The organism is Microcystis sp. LSC13-02, assembly GCA_002282935.1.
Classification (GTDB): Bacteria; Cyanobacteriota; Cyanobacteriia; order Cyanobacteriales; family Microcystaceae; genus Microcystis.
In genome coordinates this window covers 1-24,076 of record MTBT01000281.1, presented here as the reverse complement: position 1 = coordinate 24,076, position 24,076 = coordinate 1, and the positions used below count along the sequence as shown (strand labels likewise).

Annotated in this window: 21 protein-coding genes; 10 read left to right on the top strand and 11 right to left on the bottom strand. The window is 40.7% G+C overall.

The features are described 5' to 3' along the window. Positions 1 to 234: 234 nt before the first annotated feature. Positions 235 to 1,230 (bottom strand): LysR family transcriptional regulator, encoded by a 996-nt coding sequence (locus tag BGL89_RS17665; protein WP_286826850.1) that lies wholly within the window; start codon positions 1,228 to 1,230, stop codon positions 235 to 237. 629 nt (positions 1,231 to 1,859) lie between these two features. Here BGL89_RS17665 and BGL89_RS17660 point away from each other — a divergent pair. Both BGL89_RS17660 and BGL89_RS17655 read left to right on the top strand, forming a co-directional pair. Then, complete coding sequence (locus BGL89_RS17660) at positions 1,860 to 2,144, top strand: hypothetical protein (RefSeq protein WP_286826849.1); 285 nt, start codon at positions 1,860 to 1,862, stop codon at positions 2,142 to 2,144. Between the two features lie 63 nt (positions 2,145 to 2,207). After that, positions 2,208 to 3,041 (top strand): M48 family metallopeptidase, encoded by an 834-nt coding sequence (locus BGL89_RS17655; protein WP_286826848.1) that lies wholly within the window; start codon positions 2,208 to 2,210, stop codon positions 3,039 to 3,041. Here BGL89_RS17655 and BGL89_RS17650 read toward each other — a convergent pair whose 3' ends face one another. Beyond that, positions 3,042 to 3,884 carry an alpha/beta fold hydrolase gene (locus tag BGL89_RS17650; protein ID WP_286826847.1) on the bottom strand — a complete coding sequence of 281 codons (843 nt, stop codon included), beginning with the start codon at positions 3,882 to 3,884 and terminating at the stop codon, positions 3,042 to 3,044. Positions 3,885 to 3,942: 58 nt separating this feature from the next. Here BGL89_RS17650 and BGL89_RS17645 point away from each other — a divergent pair, with 58 nt between their 5' ends. Beyond that, positions 3,943 to 4,842, top strand: a complete 900-nt coding sequence (locus BGL89_RS17645; protein ID WP_286826846.1) for an alpha/beta fold hydrolase — start codon at positions 3,943 to 3,945, stop codon at positions 4,840 to 4,842. A gap of 256 nt (positions 4,843 to 5,098) precedes the next feature. Here BGL89_RS17645 and aroH read toward each other — a convergent pair whose 3' ends face one another. Both aroH and sppA read right to left on the bottom strand, forming a co-directional pair. Further along, positions 5,099 to 5,500, bottom strand: coding sequence for a chorismate mutase (gene aroH, locus BGL89_RS17640; RefSeq protein WP_286826845.1), 402 nt, complete (start codon positions 5,498 to 5,500; stop codon positions 5,099 to 5,101). A 68-nt stretch (positions 5,501 to 5,568) separates the two neighbouring features. Continuing rightward, positions 5,569 to 6,390, bottom strand: a complete 822-nt coding sequence (gene sppA, locus BGL89_RS17635) for a signal peptide peptidase SppA (protein WP_286826844.1) — start codon at positions 6,388 to 6,390, stop codon at positions 5,569 to 5,571. Between the two features lie 1,035 nt (positions 6,391 to 7,425). On the opposite strand from sppA, the gene glnA reads away from it, so the two are divergent. Continuing rightward, the gene (gene glnA / locus BGL89_RS17630) at positions 7,426 to 8,847 is read left to right on the top strand and encodes a type I glutamate--ammonia ligase (protein WP_286826843.1); all 1,422 of its coding nucleotides are present in this window, start codon (positions 7,426 to 7,428) and stop codon (positions 8,845 to 8,847) included. A gap of 181 nt (positions 8,848 to 9,028) precedes the next feature. Then, positions 9,029 to 9,436 carry a hypothetical protein gene (locus BGL89_RS17625; RefSeq protein ID WP_125732447.1) on the top strand — a complete coding sequence of 136 codons (408 nt, stop codon included), beginning with the start codon at positions 9,029 to 9,031 and terminating at the stop codon, positions 9,434 to 9,436. 12 nt (positions 9,437 to 9,448) lie between these two features. On the opposite strand, the gene BGL89_RS17620 is transcribed toward BGL89_RS17625, so the two are convergent. From BGL89_RS17620 to petC, 4 genes are all read right to left on the bottom strand, one after another. After that, positions 9,449 to 11,098 carry an ABC1 kinase family protein gene (locus BGL89_RS17620; RefSeq protein WP_286826842.1) on the bottom strand — a complete coding sequence of 550 codons (1,650 nt, stop codon included), beginning with the start codon at positions 11,096 to 11,098 and terminating at the stop codon, positions 9,449 to 9,451. A 319-nt stretch (positions 11,099 to 11,417) separates the two neighbouring features. Then, a complete protein-coding gene (locus BGL89_RS17615) occupies positions 11,418 to 12,479 on the bottom strand; it encodes a mannose-1-phosphate guanylyltransferase (RefSeq protein WP_286826840.1) in 1,062 nt (353 codons plus the stop codon). A gap of 132 nt (positions 12,480 to 12,611) precedes the next feature. Then, a complete protein-coding gene (gene petA / locus BGL89_RS17610) occupies positions 12,612 to 13,598 on the bottom strand; it encodes a cytochrome f (RefSeq protein ID WP_286826838.1) in 987 nt (328 codons plus the stop codon). A 43-nt stretch (positions 13,599 to 13,641) separates the two neighbouring features. Next, complete coding sequence (gene petC, locus BGL89_RS17605) at positions 13,642 to 14,181, bottom strand: cytochrome b6-f complex iron-sulfur subunit (RefSeq protein WP_286826836.1); 540 nt, start codon at positions 14,179 to 14,181, stop codon at positions 13,642 to 13,644. 388 nt (positions 14,182 to 14,569) lie between these two features. Between petC and BGL89_RS17600 the strand changes: the two genes are divergently transcribed. From BGL89_RS17600 to BGL89_RS17590, 3 genes are all read left to right on the top strand, one after another. Further along, complete coding sequence (locus BGL89_RS17600) at positions 14,570 to 17,869, top strand: HsdM family class I SAM-dependent methyltransferase (protein ID WP_286826835.1); 3,300 nt, start codon at positions 14,570 to 14,572, stop codon at positions 17,867 to 17,869. A gap of 4 nt (positions 17,870 to 17,873) precedes the next feature. Continuing rightward, on the top strand, positions 17,874 to 18,584 hold the full coding sequence (locus BGL89_RS17595; RefSeq protein ID WP_286826834.1) for a hypothetical protein: 711 nt from the start codon (positions 17,874 to 17,876) through the stop codon (positions 18,582 to 18,584). Positions 18,585 to 18,885: 301 nt separating this feature from the next. Further along, positions 18,886 to 19,176 carry a nucleotidyltransferase family protein gene (locus BGL89_RS17590; protein WP_286826833.1) on the top strand — a complete coding sequence of 97 codons (291 nt, stop codon included), beginning with the start codon at positions 18,886 to 18,888 and terminating at the stop codon, positions 19,174 to 19,176. Between the two features lie 258 nt (positions 19,177 to 19,434). Here the strand turns inward: BGL89_RS17590 and BGL89_RS17585 are convergent, their stop codons facing one another. The 3 genes from BGL89_RS17585 to polA are packed head-to-tail and all read right to left on the bottom strand — an operon-like array spanning position 19,435 to position 22,840. Then, positions 19,435 to 19,683, bottom strand: a complete 249-nt coding sequence (locus BGL89_RS17585; protein WP_286826831.1) for a heavy-metal-associated domain-containing protein — start codon at positions 19,681 to 19,683, stop codon at positions 19,435 to 19,437. A 36-nt stretch (positions 19,684 to 19,719) separates the two neighbouring features. Continuing rightward, positions 19,720 to 19,965 (bottom strand): NDH complex assembly factor CRR9, encoded by a 246-nt coding sequence (locus BGL89_RS17580; RefSeq protein WP_286826830.1) that lies wholly within the window; start codon positions 19,963 to 19,965, stop codon positions 19,720 to 19,722. A gap of 4 nt (positions 19,966 to 19,969) precedes the next feature. Next, positions 19,970 to 22,840 (bottom strand): DNA polymerase I, encoded by a 2,871-nt coding sequence (gene polA, locus BGL89_RS17575; RefSeq protein WP_286826828.1) that lies wholly within the window; start codon positions 22,838 to 22,840, stop codon positions 19,970 to 19,972. Between the two features lie 384 nt (positions 22,841 to 23,224). On the opposite strand from polA, the gene BGL89_RS17570 reads away from it, so the two are divergent. Together BGL89_RS17570 and BGL89_RS17565 are read left to right on the top strand one after the other, a co-directional pair. Further along, entirely contained in the window at positions 23,225 to 23,461 is a 237-nt protein-coding gene (locus BGL89_RS17570) for a hypothetical protein (protein ID WP_002746188.1), read from the top strand. Next, entirely contained in the window at positions 23,458 to 23,814 is a 357-nt protein-coding gene (locus tag BGL89_RS17565) for a type II toxin-antitoxin system VapC family toxin (protein ID WP_286826825.1), read from the top strand. Before BGL89_RS17570 ends, BGL89_RS17565 begins: the two co-directional genes overlap by 4 nt. Positions 23,815 to 24,076: the final 262 nt, after the last annotated feature.

Here is a 24,076-nt window from a genome sequence, read left to right as displayed (position 1 = left end):
ATTTCCCCCCGATCACTCCCATATCCAGTACTTTTTGATTGACAAAAGGTCTAAAAGTCTTACCCAACAAGGTTTTTAGATTTATTCAGCAAGCCCTAACTATTACTAATCTTAGAAATCGTTTAGAGAGTCTCCATTGGATTAAAGTCGATCAAAAAGTAATTTATCGGGCCAGTAATTTTCCCAAGAGATAGCTTAAATGTTCCGAGGGAGATTTTGCCCATCTCGAGCGACTTATTTACTAATAATTTCGGCGGGTTGCGGATTAGGAATCGGTTCAAAGTTGTGGTCGTCAGCCAGATATTCGGGATAGGTGGAGAATTGCGGTAGTATTTCTAGGGTAAAAGCCTCGGCAGCTTTCGAGCGATAGCGATTCGGGTTAATAATTACCGACAAAGTGCGTCGTACTTCCACATCTTTAATTCTGGTAGCGTGGATAACTCCCATTTGTAGTTCTTTTTCGATCGCTGTCACCGAGACAAAAGCCGCCCCCAAACCGGATTGTACAGCATTTTTAATCGCCTCGATCGAGTTAAGTTCCATCTCCACTTTTAAGCGCTTGGTATCGATCTCGCAACGAGTTAAAACCTTGTCGATAACTTTGCGAATCGTCGATTGGGAATCGAGGGTGATAAATTTTAGTCGATATAAATCCTCTTTTTGAATCATTTCTACCTTAGACAGAGGATGAAAAATAGGCAGGACTAAAGCCAGTTCATCTTCTGCGTAGGGGATAATCCGCAGGGTTTCTTGTAATTCGGCGGGAACTTCTCCCCCGATAATGGCTAAATCCACTTGACCGTTAGCAACGCTCCAAGAGGTGCGACGGGTGGAATGAACTTGTAGCTGTACGGATACTTCTGGGTATTTTTGCCGAAAAAGCCCGATCATGCGGGGAAGAAGATAGGTTCCCGTGGTTTGGGAAGCGCCGACGATCAGGGTTCCCCCTTGCAGATTTTGTAGATCTTCGATCGCCCGACAGGTTTCTTGACAGAGAGTGATAATTTTTTCGCCGTAGCTTAAGAGTAGGTATCCCGCTTCCGTTAATTGGGCTTTCCGACCGCCCCGGTCAAATAACGGCACATTTAGCTGTTTTTCGAGGTTTTGTACCTGAAGACTGACCGCCGGTTGAGATACATACAGGGTATCTGCCGCCCGCTTAAAGCTTCCTTCGGCAGCGATCGCTTTGAGAATTCTCAGTTGGTCTAGGGTGAAAGGAATGTCGGTCATAGAAAGCCTCAAAAACAGCGACGGGAGAAGGGGAGGACAATAGCGACAAATCTTAAGCCAGTGCCGATAAATACACTGAATTGACAGTACCACACCACGGGGATCAATGCTTCAGGTAGTTCCAGTTATCAGTTATCAGTTATCAGTTATCAGTTATCAGTTATCAGTTATCAGTTATCAGTTATCAGTTATCAGGAGACAGGAGACAGGGCTCTTCTGGTAATATCCGCAAAATAGCCCTAAAAGTCTTGCTCGATAAGCATTTCACGATTCCATAAGCAAAAATTATCACACAAAGTCGAGAAGAGCCGAGACAGGAGACAGGAGACGGGAGATTATTTTTATTTATTCTTCCCACGTCCCCACGTCCCCACGTCCCCACGTCCCCACGTCCCAACCCCTCACTGTTTACTGTTTACTGTTTACTGATCACTGAAAAAGGCTGACCCAGCAATTATTGCATTGACTTTTGTGTACCACTTAATCGTTATTAACCAAGAATCTTAATGATATTTTAAGATTTTTTAAAAAACCGCCCCTAGCCGAGATGAACGTATATCCTAGAGGGGAGCGAGCATAGATTCCTATTCCCGTTCGATCGCCCCCTAATTCTCTGGAGATCAGCACCCATGATTACTTTGCTCCGTTCCCTGCTATTTTCCACCCTATTAAGTTTTGTTGCCCCCGTCCTCTTGGTGGGTTCTATTTTAACTGCTTTATTGGCCACCAGTCATGTCCCCGGCTTTACTTGGGTTTGTCAGACCGGTTTTAGCCAAATCCTGCAATTTTTAACCATTTTCGGCGGCGGTTATCCCCTACAAGGAATGTTAACCATCGCTGTCACCTTTGCTTTTGTTGGCAGTTTATTCGATTTATTTAACTTTTACGTCTATCAAACCAATCGGGGACAGTAGCAGGCAAAGGGTGATAGGGACTGTCTAGAATGGGAATGAGGTTTTTATGGGATCGAATCGTCTATGCGCCCTATTTTCTACCGTTTTTGGCTATTAACAATAATTTCCCTGCTGCTCACCCTGAGTATCGGGATTGTCAATCCCCAACCTAGTTTCGCACGCTCGTGGATGGATTTACTTTTTCGCGGTGTGCAGGTTATTCAACTCGCCACTATTTCTCCTCAGCAGGAAGTTGCCCTCGGTAGGCAGATTAATCAAGGTTTATTAGAATCAGGTAAAATAAAACTGGCCAAAGATGCCAGAATTAACCAATATGTCCAAGAAATCGGCCAGCGATTAGCGGCAACTAGCGATCACCCTGAGATTCCCTACACTTTTCAAGTGGTGCGCGACAATAGCATTAACGCCTTCGCAACCATGGGCGGATTTGTCTATTTACACACGGGATTGATTAAAACTGCTGATAATGAGGCAGAATTAGCCAGCGTCATTGCCCATGAAATCGGCCATATCGTCGGTCGTCATTCTATCACCCAATTACGCAATACTGCCCTCGCCCAAGGACTTCTCAGCGCGGCGGGATTAGACACAAAAACTTGGGTACAATTGGGAGTCAATCTCGCCTATAATCTGCCCAATAGTCGCAAGGATGAATTAGAAGCGGACCGACTGGGTTTAAACAATCTAGCTGAGGCTGGTTATGCACCCACGGCGATGATCTCCTTGATGGGAAAATTAGCACAACAGGGGGGTTCTACCCCAACAATTCTCAGCACCCATCCTGCTACGGGCGATCGCATTTTGGCACTGCAAAAACAGCTTAATTCGGTTAATAACAAGCAGAATCAAGGTTTAGACGAGGATTATTACCAATTGCAGATTCGTTCTCTCCGCTAATCAGACAATTTCCCGAACGGATAAAAACTCGGCCACCGCTTGATTAAAAATTTCAGGTTCCCCTAAAAATGCCCAATGATTACCCGGTATCTTTTTAATCTCTAGAGAAGTTAAATACTTTTTATAGGATTGAATTTGCCAAGCAGTGCGATTTAATCCCTGCTGCGGAAGGATTAATAAACTGGGAATATCTAAAGTTTTAGTTAATCCGGCAAACCCCATGACATCCTCAAAAATTTCCCCGCGTGCCGATAAAGTAAATTTACTGCTCCAACTGCCATCAGCTTTTTGTTCGATGGCATTTTTAAACACCTCTTGCTGTAGATTTGACCAACCTTTATATTGTTTTAATTGACGAGCGATCGCTTCTATGCTCTGATAACTATCAAAGGAGCGAGTAATCTTTAAAAAGGGCAAAACTTGATAGAGAATTGGAAAAGTTATCCTAATCCAACTAGGCATTTTATCGATAAAAAAGGGATCGACTAAAATTAAACTCTTAAATACTTCCGGCTGTTGAGTTGCCCAAATTGCCGCTATTTTAGCACTCCAAGAATGACCTAAAATATGTGCTTGCGTCCAACCTAAATGATTAATTAAAGCCCTTAAATCGCCGATATAATCCTGAAAGTGATAACCGGTTGCCGGTTTACCGCTTTCCCCATGTCCCCGCAAATCTGGGGCAATAACTTGATAATTTGAGCTTAAATAATCGCCCAAACTTGACCAAACCAAAGCATGATCCGCCATGCCGTGCAATAATAATAGAGGCATACCTCGATCGCTCCATTGTAAATAGGAAATTTCCATCGAGTTATTGGTAAAAGTCTGGCGTTGTGGCATAAATTCTCGGCTGATTTTTACTCTATAATTTACCTATCACTTAATAAAACTTCATACAATGGCACTACAATCTCCGATCACTGGGACTAGCTTAGAGCAATTGTCTTGGACATGGCAAGGTCACACCATCCCCTACACTGTGCGGGGAGAAGGACAACCCCTAGTATTAATTCACGGTTTTGGGGCATCTATCGGTCATTGGCGCAAAAATATCCCCGTTTTAGCGGAAAATGGCTATCAAGTCTATGCCCTAGATCTTTTGGGATTTGGAGGTACAGATAAGCCAGCTTTAGATTATAGTCTCGACCTTTGGCTGCGGCAAATACAAGACTTTTGGCGAGAAAAAATGGCAAAACCGGCGGTATTTATCGGTAATTCCATCGGGGGACTGATTACCTTAATGCTGATGGCAGAATCTCCCGAAATCACTGCTGGAGGAGTAATTATTAACTGTGCCGGAGGATTAAACCATCGTCCCGAAGAATTAAATTTGCCGCTGCGTTTAATCATGGCTGCCTTTACCGGTTTAGTTAGTTCTCCCGTGACAGGAAAGTTTATTTTTGAACAGGTAAGGCAGAAAAATCGCATCCGTAACACCTTAAAACAGGTTTATCGGGATCATGCTGCGATTACCGAGGAATTAGTCGAAATTATCTATCAACCCTCCTGTGATGCGGGTGCGTGGGGAGTGTTTGCATCGGTGTTGACAGCACCCCCCGGACCTTCTCCCCAGGAATTATTACCGCAAATCGATCGCCCTTTATTGGTACTCTGGGGAGAGGATGACCCTTGGACACCGATCGCCGGTTCGGTAATTTACCAAGAAAGAGCTAAAATGGGAAATAATACCCAATTTTATCCGATTGCCAAAGCCGGTCACTGTCCCCACGATGAACATCCCGAAAAAGTTAATCAATTAATTTTGAGTTGGCTGTCGGAATTGACACTCCCCCGCTAACCGCTCGCGCGGTTTAACGGGAGTCCTCTCGCGACCTTGAGATAGAGATTTAGTCGGCTGCATCTCACATTTGCAGAAACACCGACAATCAGCAATTATCAGTGACTCTTAAACTGGTACAAATATATGAACAACTGCGTGTAAGCATCTCACAGTTAACCTAATGCGCGAGGGGTTTGGGGGGTAGAACCCCCCAAGAGCTTGGATTGAGTGATAAAATCGAAATAGAAAATGCGGGAACAGGTTATCGAAGATTTTAGCGATTAATAGTGACTGGAGAAATCTGCCAATCGGGGCGAAGATTTTTCGCCCCTTGCAGATAGACGTGCTGCATTTCGCTTTGCAGTTTGAGAGTATTAACGTGGAGAATTACCCGAATACACTTTTCCAGACTCCCAGCGACGTGCATCTGTTGCACATCGAGGAGGGGGACATTTTGCCAATGGGGACGTTCGCGAGCGATAGCAGCGGGAAAAATCGCGTCTAAATCCTGAGTTGCCGTAAAGATAATACTAACAATATCATCGGGATCGAGACTATTGTGGATTTCGATCGCTTCGAGGAGTTCTGTCACTGCTTCTCGTATAGCTTCAATAGTATTAACCGTTACTGTCGTTGCTCCCCGAATGGCTCGAACCTTCCACTGCACGATTGTCATCCTCCGCTAATCCTGATGAGTCAATTTTAGGGGTTAACGCGCCCTTTTTCTCGACTTTAATTTGGCCATCAGGGTCGGTATAACCACAATAGTTGTCCGTTAACTTCCAATTCAAATTCTAGACGCTGTAGGGTTTTTTGTAATCCTAGGGGTATTTGGGAACGATTGCCCGTCAGACGACTGAGGAGGGGTTTCGGTTCTTCGATAGTCTGACATTTAGTTTTATCTGGGGGTAATCCTGCCAATTCTAGCGCCCAAAGTCGGGCATCTTCCTCGGTTCCCAAGCGATCGACCACTCCTAATTCTAAAGCCTGTTGACCGGTAAAAATGCGCCCATCGGCAAAACTTTTCACCTGATTGACATCTAAATTTCTAGCGCTGGCGACGGTTTGCAGAAATTGCTGATAACTGGTATCGATCATATCCTGGAGAATTCTTTCTTCTTCATCAGTTAATTCTCGATCGAAGGAGAGAATATCTTTATAAGGGCCAGATTTAATCACTTTAAACGAAACTCCCACCTTATCCAACAATCTTTCCAGATTGTTCCCTCTCAGGATAACACCGATCGAGCCAGTAATCGTGCCGGGGTTAGCCATAATATAATTAGCCCCCATACCGATATAAACGCCGCCAGAGGCGGAAATATTGCCAAAACTAGCGATTATTTTCGTGTTTTTTTGTAACCGCTTCAATGCTTCATAAATTTCTTGGGAATCCCCCACGGTTCCCCCGGGGGAGTCAATGCGGAGAAGTAGGGCGGGATATTGCCTTTCTTTGACGATTTCTAGGGCTTTTAAGACTCTTTTGCGGGTATCGGAGGCAATTGCACCTGTAATTTCTATTCGAGCGATTTGTTTGCGGGTTTTCGGTTTAAAAGGCCAGACCATCAGGTTTAAATATCTCTAAAAAAAGGACTCTTTCTAATCTAACGCTTTGATCGTTCCAGGTTAAGCAAACATTATATTTCAGAATTTGAGGCTAAAATGTCTGGTTAGGTGTATAATAGCATTAACTGGCCAGAGTTGAGGTAGGCGAGGTGAGTATTTAGGCAAGAGAGCGGGGAATAGGAAGTGGGGAGCGGGGAGCGGGTTTTTAAAGTTCGATTGGAAGTTAATCATACTATTAAAAACAGATTTGCTATTAGAGTTTTTTTCTTACTTTGTAATCAAGAAAATGGTCTATATTTTCAGGTGAAATAGCCCGCTAATGCCAAAATATCTAGTAAGGAAAAAAAGCCAATACTCGACCAGGTTTTAGCGAATGGTTCTGCGCTCCTGATTGAAAGGGAGGCAAAGGTCTGTACGCAGGAGAATTAATCCTATTAAATAATCGAGAAATTACTGTTATAATTGAGGATAAAGAAAGTTATAATTTCTGGTTCTTCGTTACTTGGTATGGTTCAATAGGGTTGCATAAATCGACTAAATCCTTATCTGGCAAAAGATTTAATTAATTAGGGCTTGCTGAATAAAGCTAAAAACCTTGTTGGGTAAGACTTTTAGACCTTTTGTCAATCAAAAAGTACCGGACCGGGGAGTGATCCGGGGGAAAATTCAGGGACTTTTTCCCTGAAAATTAGGTAGTTGACCACCTGAAAATCGGTAAAACCCATCCCCCAACCCCCAACCCCCACCGAAAAACTTTTTGCCGCAGACCCTAAGTATAGGCGGTTAAAATGCGTCTTAGCTTAGACGGCAAGTGTTTGCAGAAGTGAACGTGCTTGAGGTGTGGCAAGAGGAGCTAGAAGCTGATAGGCAAATCGCCATTCTGAGCAATTACCGACCTGAACAAGGAAATTACAGATTTTTTCAAGCTAGGATTAAAGATTTTGTATCGAAAAATACAAAACCGGCCAAAGTGACTGTCTAGGATGGATTTTTTGAGAAGCTTAAGAACTGATCCATACATCAAAGGAGTTTTCCATGCCCGAAACGCCACAAGAAGTCTTGAAAATGATTCAGGACAACAATATTAAGATTATCGACCTGAAATTTATTGATATGCCGGGTATCTGGCAACATTGCTCGTTCTACTACGACCAAATCGATGAAAGCTCTTTCAGCGATGGTGTTGCCTTCGATGGTTCCAGTATTCGCGGTTGGAAAGCAATTAACGAATCCGATATGGCCATGGTTCCCGATCCCACCACTGCTTGGATCGATCCCTTCTACAAGGAACCTACCCTAAGCATGATCTGTAGCATCAAAGAACCGAGAACCGGTGAATGGTATAGCCGCGATCCTCGCTCTATTGCTCAGAAAGCGATCGATTATCTTAGCAGTACCGGTTTAGGTGATACCGCATTTTTTGGACCGGAAGCGGAATTTTTCCTCTTTGATAGCGCTCGTTTCGACCAAACCGCCAACGCAGGCTATTACTACATGGATAGTGTCGAAGGTCGTTGGAATAGCGGTAAAGACGAAAAAGAGGGAAATCTTGCCTATAAACCCGCCTACAAACAGGGTTATTTCCCCGTTAGTCCCACCGATACCTCTCAAGATATTCGCACGGAAATGCTCTTAACCATGGCCGACTGCGGAGTTCCCATCGAAAAACATCACCATGAAGTCGCCACTGGTGGTCAAAACGAGCTAGGGATTAAATTCTCTACCCTAGTACGGGCCGCCGACTACTTGATGACCTACAAATACTGCATTAAGAACGTGGCCAAGAAATACGGTAAAACCGTCACCTTTATGCCCAAACCCATCTTTGGTGATAACGGTTCCGGGATGCACGTTCACCAGTCTATCTGGAAAGATGGTCAACCCCTGTTCGCCGGGGATAAATACGCCGGACTTAGCCAAATGGCACTGTACTATATCGGTGGTTTGCTTAGACACGCTCCCGCTCTCTTAGCTTTAACTAACCCCACCACCAACTCTTACAAGCGTCTCGTCCCCGGTTTTGAGGCCCCTGTAAACCTGGCCTACTCCCAAGGTAATCGCTCCGCTTCGATTCGGATTCCTTTATCGGGAAGCAACCCGAAAGCCAAACGTTTAGAATTCCGTTGTCCTGACGCGACTTCTAATCCCTACCTCGCTTTTGCAGCCATGCTCTGTGCGGGTATCGATGGGATTAAAAATCAAATCGAACCAGGGGAACCTCTCGATGTGGATATCTACGAACTCAGTCCCGAAGAATTGTCAAAAATACCCTCTACCCCCGGTTCTCTGGAAGCAGCTCTGGAAAATCTCGAAAAAGATCACGCTTTCTTGACCGATTCTGGTGTCTTTACCGAAGACTTTATCCAAAACTGGATCACCTACAAACTCGATAACGAAGTTAACCCGATGCGCTTACGTCCCCACCCCTACGAGTTCTCCCTCTACTACGATGTCTAAGGTGTGATTGACTAATCATTAATCCTAGGGTGGGCCTTTGCCTGCCCTTTTTTTCCGAATCAGCAAGGGAGTGGGGAGCTTGTTTCAGTAATCAGTGAACTGAAAACTGACATCTGATAATCCCTTGCTGCCAATTAGCATAAAATACGATTAATTGACCAGGATTTTGGGGCGATAGTTTATGGAACGCGGGTTATTGTGGACACCTTTATTAATTCTATTTATTTGGTTGGCTTGGAGTGGTTGGAATGAATACCAAAAAGTGGAAATCTATCGAGCATGGGCGGAAAACTTCGAGCGAGCTAAGTATGATATATATTCTGTATTAGGTCAAAAAGATAAAATTATCACTTGGGGAAAGCCAACTCGTAAGGGAGTGATTAATTTACAAACTTTTTCCCTAGAGGAGGTCAAAGAAATCCGTCTGTTAGTTAATAATCAAGTGGTGGATTTAGATGCTCTTCCCCCCCAAGGTTCTCCTTTCCTAGAATTTATTTTTAAGGAGCGATCGCCTGAAAAAATTCCCTTTACTGAAGTTGAATTGGCTAGTCAGTGGGCGAAATTTTTACAACAACAAATCTTAATTTAATCGCGATAATTTCTAGCGCAATCTCCCCGAGCGCAGGATACCGACAACTAACCATAAACCGATAAAACTAGCTGTAGCAAATAATCCGGTACTAATAATAGTTAATTGCCGAGATTGGGCGCTGGCTGTGACAATGGCGGCCCCGATAATTAAGGAACCAATAATCACACTAAAAGCTAGTCGATTGGCGGAATTATCTAAACTGCGACGGAGATTATCTAGGTCGCGAATTTTCAGATTAACATTTAAAGTTTCCGAGGTTAAACCATCTAGTAAAACTTCGATTTGACGGGGAGATTTCAGGGAAAAAGATTTCAAGTCTAAAACTGTTCTTAGGGCAGTTTGTAGGGGAGTGCTACCGATTAACTGTTGTTCAAGAATATTAGTTAATAGCGGTTTGACTTCTTCCAGGATATTAATATCAGGATTAAATTTTCGGGCAGTTCCTTCTAGATTAGCGAGACTTTTGGCAAATAAACCTAAATTACCCGGAAGTTTAATTCTATTGCGACGGGCAATTTGCAAAAGTTCATAAACTACCTCACTAAAGTTAATTTGATTTAAATTGAGGTTATAGTATTTTCGCAACATCCGCTCATAATCCACCTCTAATTGTACTAAAGTAATCGGCACCACTGACTCGGATAGTTTAATAGTTAGTTGACTGCATCTTTTGGCATCTAAGTCAACAATTGCCAATAACAATTCTGTTAAAATTTGTTGAGTTTGCGGGTCTAATCTGCCCACCATACCACAGTCAATTAAAGCCACTCTACCATCGTCAAGATAGAAGATATTACCCGGGTGAGGATCGGCATGAAAGAAGCCATCAATATAAATTTGTTGAAAAAATGACCGAAACAAAATTCTAGTTATTTCGCTTTTTCTTTGGGAAATTGCTTGCTCAGTTGCTGGTCTAGAAACATCAGCCTCTAAAATTTGTTTTCCTTCCAACCATTCTAACACTAATAGCCGAGAATTAGTTAAGTGCCAATAAATTTTAGGAATAACTAACTGTTTGGGTTCTGACCACCGACTCTGGGTTAAATTATAGCGTAATTGGTCAGTATAATGACCTTCTTGGGTGAAATCTAATTCCGCATTGACTGCTTTAATAAACTCCTCTGCTAAGTTAACAACGTCATAACTTTGACCAAATTCTGTGAGGGCAACTAAATCAGCAATTACCTTAATTAAGGCACTATCTTGGGCGACAATTTTTTCGATCCCCGGACGCAAGACTTTAATCGCTACTTCCTCCCCGGATAATAAAGTTGCCCGATGAATTTGCCCGATCGATCCCGCGGCGATCGGTTGGGGATTAATATACTTAAATACCTGTTCGATCGGTTTTGCTAACTGTTCAGTGATGACTATTTCTATATCTGTCCAAGCAACGGGAGGAACTTGCGCTTGTAGGGCAGTTAAAGCCTCGATATAATTAGCAGGTAGCAGATCGGGACGGGTACTAAGTAACTGTCCCAATTTGACATAAAAAGGCCCCAATTCCACGAGGATTTTTTTGAGAACTTCTGGGGTGGGAATCTGGGGATTTTCTGTTTTTCCTAAGGTTAAAACCCCGCGCATATAGTCCCAACCGTTGCCGAGAACTATCTCAAGGATTTCTTTTTGTCTTTGACTGGTTTGAGGCAGTGAGAACACGGTATTATCAGTGATCAGTGATCAGTTATCAGTGGGTAAGTTATCAGTTATCAGTGATCAGTTATCAGTTATCAGTGGGTAAGTTATCAGATTTGAGTTTTAAGTGAGCAGTATTAAATAAGTAGGGAGGCACAATTATTTGTAGGATGGGTTAGCGCACTTCGTAACCCATGCAGACGTTGGGTTTCATACTTCAACCCAACCTACGTTCATCTTATATTTAATTCCACCCATCTACTTAAAAGTTTCCTACTGTCTTTTCACTGATTACTGGTTACTGATCACTGATTACTGAAAAAGCTAGTAACTAATATCGATCCTATAACAATTTCTCTAATTTGGGATCGGTTTGTAATTGCTTGAGAACTTGTTTAATATCTTGGGTACGATCTTTGTGGACAACGAGAGTCGCTTTCCCGTCGCGAACAATTACCAGATCTTTTAAACCAATAGTAACGATCGCTTCTTCCCGATCACTAGCATAGATAATAGCCCCTTCCGTATCCAAACCGACATGATTGGCCAGTTCAATATTTTTGCCCTTTGCTTCTAGTAATCTTTCCAGAGAATTCCAATCTCCCAGATCATCCCAACCGAAATTAGCGGGTAAAACGTAAGCGAGTTGGGTTTTTTCCATCAAAGCATAATCAATACTTTTTTTCTCTAAATCCTCATAGGCAGCGATGCCCCGATCAATCAGAGGTTGTAAAATATTATTAGCGTGGGTTTTTAGCTCCTCTAAAACCACTTGTCCCTGAAAGATAAACATTCCGCTATTCCAGCTAAAAAGTCCCGTTTCCAGGAATTTTTCGGCCGTGGTGCGATCGGGTTTTTCCGTAAAACGACTCACTTTATAGACGGGTAGGCCATTAAATTCGCCCTGATTTTCTCCCTGTTCGATATAACCGTAACCGGTGGAGGGATAATCGGGTTTAATCCCTAAAGTAACGATCGCTTTTTGGCTGACGGCCACTTCTACGGCCGCTTTTAAAGTGTTAATATAAGCCTCTTGATCACCAATATAATGATCGGCAGGAAAAAAACCGATCACCACTTCCTTACCATAACGTTTTGTCACTTCTAAGGTGGCCCAAGTCACAGCTGGGGCCGTATCCTTGCCCACTGGTTCCACTAATAGGTTACTCTCTGGTAAATCAGGCAGTTGTTCGCGGACACCATCAGCGATCGCACTAGCGGTAATTACCCAGAGATTTTCCCAACCTGCCCCTAAAGATAATAGACGATCAGCCGTTGCTTGTAAAAGACTGCGACCACTACCATCAAGACAGAGAAACTGTTTCGGACGCGCTAGACGACTGAGAGGCCAAAAACGTTCCCCTTTACCACCAGCGAGAATGACTGGAACAAGCGACTGATTCATAAAAATTGACACTTATCGGTTAAGTTGAACCGATTGTATCAGACGGCAGCGAACGGTGAGCGTTTTCCTGACTCAAAGCTAAAAAGCGGGCAAATAACCCGCTTTCTAGCAAAAATAACCGAAATATTGCGATTAGAAATTCATTTCGGCCGCTTGTACTTGTTCCACTTGTTTTTTCTTAATAACTAAGAGGATTTGGCATAACATAATGCCACCGAGGAATAAAACTAATCCTTTGATCCGGCCGGGATTTTGCAGGACAACTTCCGTATCTTTTTGACCAAAACCGCCGACATTGGGGTTACTGGTTAAAAATTGTCCCACTTCGATCGCTTGACCTTCCGAGACGATTAACTCAGGACCTGCGGGAATATTTTCCACCACGGGGCCTGCTTGGGAAGTGATGGTGACTTCATAACCACCGGCTTCGGTTTTGCTGATCTGGCTAATTGTACCTGCGGTAGAAGCTTTGAAGGCGTTATTATTGCTAGGTTCACCGGTGGGGTACACTTGACCGCGACCGCGATTGGCCCCTAAATGCACAGCATATTTACCGAAGTGAATACTCTTATTTTGGCTAGGATCGGGGGCCAGGACGGGGAAAACGATTTCTTTGTATTGATCACCGGGTAAAGGACCGACGATAACCACGTTATCTTGACCTTCTTTGTAGGATTGGAAATAGACTCCACCGAGTTTTTCCTGCATTTCTTCGGGAATGCGATCGGGGGGCGCGATTTTAAAACCATCCGGTAGCATTAAGACTGCACCCACGTTTAAACCCCCCTTCGATCCGTCTCCTAACACCTGTTGACTGGCGGGATCGTAGGGGATTTTTACTACTGCTTCAAAGACGCTATCGGGTAATACCGAGTGAGGGATTTCAATTTCGGCGGGTTTTTGGGCTAAATGGCAGTTCGCGCAGACAATCCGACCGGTTGCTTCTCTGGGGGTTTCTGGGGCGGTTTGTTGCGCCCAAAAAGGATATGCTTGGGCAGATTGGGGGTTAATGACATCGCTGGTTAGGAGTAGGGAAACGGTAGCGATCGCCACGAGGACAGCTTTCACTAGGGCCTGTCTGTGGACTTGCGGGAAACTTAAAAAGTTGAATGTTCTCATCTCTATCGGTTAAAAATTCCAAAATCTCGTCACATTGAATAATCTAGGACCACCAGGGTTCTTCGCCATTGCGGAAGTCGGTTTCCGTCCAAGTGGAGAAGACGACTTTATCATTATCGGTGACGTTGGCATGGGCGAGGGCTAAGGATAGAGGCGCTGGACCGCGAACTACTTTTCCTTCGGCATTGTACTGGGAACCGTGGCAAGGACACATGAATTTTTCTTCGCTGGCATTCCATGGCACCACACAACCTAAGTGGGTGCAGACGGCGTTAATTCCGTAGTTGGCCAGGGTTTTGTCTTCTTGGACGACTAAATAGGTGGGGTCGCCTTTTAAACCTTGGGCTAAGGTGCGATCGCCAGGGTTATGGCTGCCCAGAAATTGACTGACAATCACATCATTGCCTAGGGCATCTTTAGCGGTGACACCGCCACCCGTACCACCGGCCGAGGGGGGAATAAAATACTTAACAATCGGATACAAAGCGCCCGCTGCTACTCCGGTAATTGTACCAAAGGTCAACAGGTTCATAAATTGACGACGACCCAAATCGGGAACATCTGTACCGGAAACTTGACTCATTGCTCCTTATCTCCAAATGTAAATTTTTGTAAACTAATTCTCATCTAAGGGCGATTTTGTGCATCTCGATCAAGACGAAAACCCAGAGCTTAAAGAAGGTTTACAAGGGCTTTATTAGATTATTACAGATATTGAGTCACGGACAATTGCCACGGCAAAGCTGCGCCAAAGGCGAACGGCAAAGCCGCGCCAAAGGCGATCGCTGTTTGCTCACTTTCAGTGCTAGAGGCAAATTATTAAAAAATTGACATAATGGCGGCTTGTCTATTTACTTGACAGTTACGCTTCCTATCAGTCATACTATTAAAAATAGTTCAAAAAAACCAAAGATTAGGTTGTGTGACTCTAACCAACACAATCAACTATTACCAGTGATTTACTCAAGATGATGACAGCTAATTCTGCTTATGAATTGTTAGAATATGCTTATGATGAACTCGATTTTAGTCAAGGCGACTTAGTGAGTTCAAAAGTGTCATTGTCAGAAATAACTTTAGAAGAGTGGATAGAAAAAGGAGATTGGTTAGAATTAGCCAAGCAAGTTGAAGCAGAAAAAGTTTTTTTTGTCAAAAATAATCCTGTGATTATTTTTGCTAAATGTGATACTCAAGAAGATGAAAAAGTACGGCAAATCTTTAATAAAATATGGTGTATGGCTAGACCAAGTTACCTATTTTTAGCGAAAGAAGGTGAACTAGCTATTTACGATCTAACCAAACCACCTGCTAGAAGTATAGAAGATTGGAAGAAAAATAATAGACCGTTAGAAGTTGCCCAAAACATACTTGAAGTAACTTCAAAACTTTATCAATACAGACGGGAACAAATTGAATCAGGGAAGCTTTTTGAGGATGAGCGTTTTGAAACATCTAATCAACGTGCTGATCAATCACTGATCAAAGATTTAAAAACAGTTCGTTTAGCCTTAATTAGTGGAGGATTAAGCGAAAATAAACGTAAATATGCTCATGCTTTAATTGGTAGATCAATTTTTATTCGCTATTTGGAAGATAGAGGAATTTTAACTCAAGAGTATTTTGAAGCAATAGCACAAAACAATGCAACCTGGAAAGCCTTACTTAATGCTCCTGACGATCAGTTAAATATGGAAACTGAAGCTAAACAACATTATATCAAAATATTAAGTGATAAAAGTTTTACCTATGCTTTATTTAATAAGTTGAGTCAAGATTTTAACGGAGATATGTTCCCTTCTGATGAACAAGAAGCTGAATCTGTTGATCAACAGCATTTATCTCTCTTACAAGAATTTTTACAGGGAAATATTGATCCACAAAAAAAATTATTTTTCTGGGCTTATAAATTTGATATAATTCCTATTTCTTTAATTAGTAGTATTTATGAAGAATTTTATCATGAGTCAAATACAGAAAATATTGATAATGGGACGCATTATACACCGAGTTCATTAGTAGAATTTGTCTTGTCTAAAGTTTTAACGTCAGATTGTTTGACAACTCATCCCCGTATTCTTGATCCTTGTTGTGGTTCAGGAATCTTTTTAGTGGAAGCATTTCGGAGAATTGTGAGACATCGAGTCTATCAAAATCAGGGACAGCGATTAAGTTGGCAAGAGTTAAGAGAAATCTTAAAAAATCAGATAGCTGGGATAGAAATTAATTCAGAAGCTATCAGAATTACTGCATTTAGTCTATATCTTGCTTTATTAAATTATCAAGAGCCTCCAGACATTTTATTACAAATTAAACGAGGTGAAAAATTACCATTTTTAATTTATCAACCGAATGGGTTATCTGAGGATAATCACTTTAATAATTTAGTCTGCGATAATGCTTTTCAAGAATTTTCTAACTCAGAAGATGTGACATTATCTAGGAATTTTAGCAGTCAATGTGCTGATGTTGTTGTCGGTAATCCTCCTTGGGGATCTCCTAAAACGACCGATAGAAAAAGCACACAGGAATTAAATATCGCTTTACAATGGTGTCAAGAACGTGATTATCCAGTTGGAGATAAAGAACGTTCTCAAGCGTTTATCTGGAGAGTATTTGATTTTTTAAAAGATAATGGATGGTCAGCATTAGTGGCATCAACAGGTATTTTCTTTAAGACCCATGATAAAAGCAAAGAATTTAGACAAAAATGGTTAAACAGTGTCTTATTAAAAGAAGTTGTCAATTTTGCTCATGTTCGTGATATTTTCTTTAAATCTGGTAATAAAAACCAATCTAGTGCTTCAATTTCTCCTTTTGCTTCAATTATTTTTCAGAAAGTCAATCAGACAGAGTTAACCTTAAAAGATCAAGTTGTCACTTATTGGTCTGCTAAAAAAACAGCTATGATTAAAAATATGCCAGCTGTTATTTTGAGTGTTATGGATCGTCGTGGTATCAGACAAAGTGAACTATTTTATAATGATTATTTATGGAAAATTTATTATTGGGGAAATCATCAAGATGCTGGCTTAATTAAAGGGATACAATTATCGCAAACTTTAAAAGAATTACATGACTCTAGGAATAGTGGTCAAGGATTTTCAGAAGGGAGAAAGGATCAAAAAGATTGCCAGTTACCGAGATTACTTCCCACAGATAAATTTGAAAGATATGGTTTAATTTCTTCTTCTTGGTTTCAAAGACCACCTAAACAAGTAACTCGACCAAGAAAACCAACTTTATATCAAGGTATTCGGTTACTTATTAAACATGGTATTAGTCAGGTATCTAGAAAAAAAGGAGAAATTATTGCTCGATTGGAATCAGAAAACTTCAGTTTTACAAATTCAGTAAATTGTATCAAGTTACATGATGCTGAAGAATGGAAATATAAAATTGTATTAGGAACTTTATGGTCTTCATTATCTCGTTATTACTTTTTTCTGACTTCTAGCAAATGGGGAATATGGCATGATGGAATTTATAAGGATGAATATTTAAGTTTGCCGATTATTTTTCCAAAGGATCAAGTTATTCGGGAAAAAGTTATCGATATTGTTGAGCAATTACAGAATTGTAATCCTATAAAGTATAGTATTGAACATCCTGAAGGAAAAACTCCAGAAAAAATAGAAGCACAACTCACTGAATTAGAATATCAATTAGATGAGGCAATATTTGATGTCTATGATCTCACCATTGCTGAACGGGATCTCATTCGTGATATGTGTGATGTTGGGATAGAGTTTTACTATAATCATATCAACAGTAAAGCAGTAAAACCTGTTGAAAGCTATCCTCAACAAAATCAAGGACTTCTCAACGATATTAATAAAAACCGTCAAACTCAAAAAGGATTAGAAGGTTATTTACAAGCCTTTTTAGATATTTGGAATCGAGAATTAGAACCTGATGGTGAATTCAGTTGGCAGATTATTCGCCCTCAATTTCTGGGGTTAGAAAATCCTATGTTAGCCGTTATTTTCTCTACACAAGAGTATGGAGAAAAACCTCAACCTGTCTCCCAATCAGATCAACAACAATGGATAAAGATTCTTGAGCAATTGGGAAAACAAGAAAATGGTTTATTAGTTCCCTATAATAGCCATCAAATTTATCTTGATGGTTTAGTTCGTTCGGTTTCTGATACAGAAATCATTATTATTAAGCGTAATGAACGAAGATTCTGGACTCGTAGCATGGCGCGTGAGGATGCGGAGGCAACAATGCTTCAAATTATTAACTTACAAGAATCTCAAGAAAGGATCTAAACCTATGACAAAACCAAGTTTATTAAAAAAAGATATATGGGGTAATCATGAAAAGAGAGTTTTAGCTACTTTTAGGCTTGCTTTAGAAATGCTTCAAAAGAACCAAGAATTACCCCAAAGTGAAGATGAACTTAATCGAAAACTATGCTTTTTTGTCCGTTATGCCAACCAACAATTAACTATTTCTAATCAAGGAATAGCATGGCCTTGTATGTATGAAGCCAATAATCAACCTGATGCTGATGATAGCATTCGAGCTAAACGAGAATATAAACGACCTGATTTTCAATGGGGAATCTGTGATACTAACGAAACAAATCCTGAAAGAATGGATAAATTTTACACTTTAGAGGCTAAAAGACTCGGTTCTCCATCAAGTTCTCAATGGATACTTAACAAAAATTATATTCTAAATGGGATTAACAGATTTATATTAGTTGAATGGGGTTATGGAAAATCCGTCAGTTCGGGAGCAATGATTGGTTATATTCAAAATATGGAATTAAACGAAATTTTAAATGAAGTTAATGAGCATTGTTCACAACTAACCATTATAGAGTTAACTTTATCGCCGGAAGGATGGCAAAATGATGTGAGTCGTCTTGACCATCAACTAGAACGTCCTGATTTGCCACCTAGTCCATTTAATTTAAGACATCTATGGGTAGATTTACGAAGTAAAAAAACTGATAACAATGACGATACCTCATCATGAAAATTCATTCAAATTCTTCATTAAGCGCTCATGAATCCCATCACCCCAAAACCGAACTAAGGAGAAACCTAGACGATTGACCCTTAAAAACGCATCCTCAGCATCATAAACTGCTAATTCTAACTGATTCGGACTCATTAAAATCATCAATCGCCCTTTTAACTCAACTCTTAGAAATTGCTAAAATTGGAGTAGAAAAAGCGATAGAAACCGATGAAGAAACGGCAACCGCTTGGATAACCCAACAACTAGAAAGCTTAGGGGTAAAACTAATCTAATGAACAAAAAAATAAATCTACCAATGGAACAAATTAAAGGATTTTGTCAAAAGTGGCAAGTCACCGAATTGGCATTATTTGGTTCAGTTTTACGCGAAGATTTCCGTCCAGATAGTGATATTGATATTTTAATTACCTTTTCCCCAACTGCTAAACGAGGTTTAACCGAAACCCTACAAATGCGCGATGAACTGCAAGCAATTTTCAATCGAAAAGTAGATTTAATTGTGAAAGCAGCGCTCAAACGGAGTGATAACTGGCTAAGATGTAAAAACATTTTGGAATCAGCACAGATTATCTATGCCTCATTGTAAATTCTATCAGGCGTATTTTGCGCTATACCGATGGAAAAATAAATTAACAGAACTTTTAAAAGCGATCGCACCCTTACTCTAAGAGTGCTTTTAAAGCAAAAATCCAAACAACTATTAGAAATAGAAACCGATGAAGAAACGGCAACCGCTTGGATAAACCAACAACTAGAAAGCTTGGGAGTAAACCTAATCTGATGAACACAAAAATAGAACTACCCTGGATTTTTACCAGAGGTATATTTTTAACGGGGGAGGATGTCAACCCTCACTTCCAGACTCAACCGTATGGCCGACTTCGCTGATCCATTGGGCAATTTCTGCGCGGGATGCGGTGGTTTCTACCGTGACGATTTTATTGGCTACATCCACCGATATTTGGGATGCTGGTTGCTGATTGTTAATCGCTTTAGTAATGGTATTAGCGCAACCTTCACAGGCAATACTAGGTACTTTTAGGGTAATTGTCATTGTTGTAACTCCAGTAAGTTTATAGCTAAAAACTAGCATAAATTGTCAGGGATAGCTGATTTTTTAAGAGTTTATTTACCATTTCAGCACTGCCGCTTCGATCCCCTGTTCCCGACGCAGTTTACTATCTTTTTCTAGCCATTGGATGACCTGTTTATGGGTTAATTCTTCTAGGGTTACTCCCGTATCTTCGGCGATTATTTTTAGTAAGCGTAGGGAAGAAATCGTTAAACGAGTCAGGAATTTTTCGGGAGCAGTCAAGAGGGCAGCGTCCACATCTGCGGATTCTTCTGGGGTTAAAAATTGTCTGTTTTCGATCATAGTTTTATTTGGTTTCCATCCAATTGTCACCAGCTTTAATTTCTACCAAGAGAGGGATCGTCAAGGAGACAGCTTCCTCCATAGTCGTCTTGATTTTTGACTCTAGGGATGGCCATTCTTCTCTTGGTACTTCCAAGACTAATTCATCATGGACTTGCAGCAGTAATCTTGCTCGATAATTTTGCAGCACCTCGGCCAATTTTACCATCGCTACTTTAATAATATCAGCACTGGAACCCTGAATGGGCGCATTAGCAGCCGATCTTAATAATTGTGCCTCCTCGTTGTTGAGTTTGAGGCTATCTAAATCGATGTCATGCAAGGGTAGTCCTCGCAGTCTTTTTAAGAGGGGATTATCAAAGTTAAAATAACGTCTTCTACCTAAAATTGTTTCCACATATCCCTGAGCGATCGCTTGTTTTTTGCTATTCTCTAAATACTCAAATACTTGGGCATAACGTTGATGATATTTTTCAATAAATTTTCTGCCCTGTTCTACGGTTAATTTCGATTCACGGGCGAATTTTTGCGCTCCCATGCCATAAATAACTCCGAAGTTAATTGTTTTTCCTAAACTGCGTTCTTCTGGCGTAATTTCGCTTTTATCAAAGAGCAATCGAGCGGTGACTTTATGAACATCTTGATTACTACGATACGCTTCTAATAAAACTGGTTCTTGGCTGAGATGAGCGAGAATTCTTAACTCTATTTGTGAGTAGTCTGCTGACACTAATAAGTAACCATCTTCGGGAATAAAAGCTTGACGAATTTGCTTGGAAAATTCACTGCGAATGGGGATATTTTGTAGGTTAGGATTGGAGGATGATAAGCGTCCGGTGCTGGTGATGGTTTGATTAAAATCTGTATGTACTCTTGCGGTTTTTGGTTCGGCTAATTTCGGTAAAGCATCCACATAGGTTGATTTTAATTTGGATAAGGTGCGATGTTCAAGGATATAATCGATTAAGGGATGATCTCCTTGTAGTTTCTCTAAAACACTTTGATCGGTAGAGTAACCTGTTTTAGTTTTTCTGGATTTTTTGCGATTGAGTGCCAATCGATCAAAGAGGATTTCACTTAACTGTTTAGGAGAGCTAAGATTAAAAGTTTCTCCGATAGATTCGTAGGCATTTTTTTCTATGTCTGCTAAGTCTCTTTCTAGTTGCTGGGAAAAGTTTTTTAGATAATTGATATTAATTTTTATACCATAATTTTCCATCTGCCAAAGCACCATCACTAAGGGAGATTCTATTTCTGAGAATAATTGATATAAAGGGGGAATTTTATTCAATTCTGACTGTAATTTTTCTCGAAGCAAATAGGTAGCGTAGGCATCTAATCCGCAGTAGTTGGCAGTAGTGGGAATATCTAAATCAGCGATGGTTTTTCCCGCAGGAATACCGAGACTTTTATAACTAAGGGAAGTGATACCGGCTAAATAGCGATCGCATAAATCTTCGAGATTATGAGTTAGTTCGGGATGGAGGACATAACTAGCCACCATAGTATCAAAAACTAGACCTTTAACGGTAATTCCTTGATGATAAAAAATATCAATATCAAATTTCGCATTCTGGAAGACTTTCGGATAATTATCACCCGCTAAAATTGGTCGTAATTTTTCGAGGACTATCTCTAGATTTAAATTATCGCCGCTCTGGTGGCCGATGGGAATATAGGCCATAGAATTTAATTCTTTTCCCCAACAGCAACCGATGCCGACTAATTTGGCTACACGAGGATTTAAATCCGTCGTTTCGGTGTCCCAAGCGACGGGAAATTGTGGATTAGTGAAAGTTGTTAATTTTGCCAGTAAAGCATCTAACTTAGGAATAGTATCAATAATGTCGGGAGCAATTAGAACCGGTGGAGAAATAGGGGGTAAATCAAACAGAGACAATTGATTAGAATCAGCATCGCTAGTTAATTCTAGGGTAGGAGTACCACCTAGATGCTGTTGAATTTGATCGAGTTTCTGGAGAATTTTCTTTAACTCGAATCTTTCCAATAAAGGTTTAACTAAACGCCGATCAAAACCCCGGAGACGAAATTTATCCTCCTCCAGACTAACGGGGGCATCAAGGGCAATTTTAGCTAAATAGCGAGAACTTTCGGCGGCGGGTTTTCCCTCTAATAATTTAGTTTTTACCATTCCCTTAATCGATTCCAGATTGGTATATATATCGTCTAAGTTATCGTATTTTTTTAATAAATCTATCGCTGTTTTTTCGCCAATTCCGCGCACACCGGGGATATTATCAGACTTATCACCGCAAAGAGCTTTAAAATCTACTACCTGTTTTGGTGTCACCCCTAACTTTTCCGTGACAGCTTGGGAATTGAATTCTGTATAACCCTGTCCTGATGTACTTTTGACCGCATTAATATCCAGATAGAGAACCGTGGTTTTTTTCTCCTCATCTACCAATTGGAATAAATCTCGATCGCCTGTTAAAATCTTGACTGTATAACCATTATCACCAGCTTGTTTTGCCAAAGTTCCTAAAACATCATCTGCTTCGTAACCTGGAGAAGTAACAATAGGAATATTCATCGCTGCCAAGAGACTTTGCAGATTAGTTAAATCGGGGCGAAATTCTTCGGGAGTCTCTTGCCGATTAGCCTTATAATTGACATCAGCTTCATGGCGAAAAGAAGGGACTGCTAAATCAAAAGCAACTGCTAAATAAGTGGGTTTTTGAGTTTCAAGTAACTGCATCAGAGAATTTAAAAACCCAAAACAAACACTGGTGGGAATGCCGGTAGAAGTACGCAGAGGGCCAGAACGAGACTTAGCAAAGGCATAATAGGCACGAAAAGCCAAAGAATGCCCATCGATCAGGATAAATAGCTTATTTTGCTCGGCACTGGTCATAATCTAGCCTCTTTAGTCCTATCAAAATAATACTAAATAGTGTATAAAATTTACATCCCCTATTTTGCCCGAATTTGCCCAAATTTGACAAGGGGGGTTTTTCTGTTTAGAGTATAACATAGGCTGGCATTGTTCTAAACTTAAATCTTTCTATCTCTTTACAGGCGGCGGATGCCTGTGCTACCAATTGCATCAATATAATTTACAGGCATCCTGCTTGTACCACTATGGAAAAACTAGACCGAATTACAGTAGCTCCCAATATTTGTTTAGAATAACTCACTATCAGAAAAATGCCGATTACTGTAGGATCTGTTTTAAAGCTGTTAGCGAAGGGAATTATGCTACCTAGCATCAATATCTAGTCAAAAAGGCTTGTAATTTATGACTCCTCATCTTTCTCTTAGCCAGATTATAGAATCTATCGATCAACTTTCTTTAGAAGAACAAAACCAATTATTTGAAAAATTAGCGCAGAAAAAACAACAACAAGAGCATCCACTGCTCAATATACCAGTTACACTAACCTATAATCCCCTCTTAGATGAAGTCATAGAGAGTATAGAAACCTATCGTCAAAAAGTTGACCAAGAAGACAGTCAACAAGTTGAAACACCGTGACTCAATATATATTAGATACCGATCATATAACCCTACTGCAAAAACTACATCCGAACTTAGTTCGGAGAGTAGCGTCTATCGATCCTGATGATATTGCTATAACAATTATTACTTTAGAAGAACAAGTAAGAGGATGGTTCAGCGTGATCAGAAAATACTCTCAAAGCAATCAATATGAAAAGTTAATCAAAGGCTATCAAGGTTTGAGAGATATAGTTAATTATCTGAGCAAATTTAAAATTTTGAACTATACTTTAGAAGCTCATTATCATTTCAGAGAATTACGGGAGCAAAAAATTCGTATAGGAACACAAGATTCAAGAATTGCAGCGATTATAGCGGTTTTCAGTTGAATGAGGTACAAAGGGATGACTAGGCAGGCTCTTGATTAGGCTCTTTAAAAGGGGTATCGCAATAACAACAATGGGTAAACCAATGATGAATGTCTTTCAACGTAATCTGACTAAAGGCTTGGACGATCGCTGCAAGGTTCTGGTGCTTATGTAGTTAGCCTTGTTAGCGAGCGCTATCGCTGTAGGGTGCGTTAATAATTAGGAGACAGTGATGTTATAGTTTTCCAGAGAGCTTTAGAGGATAAGAGACGATGAGAAACCG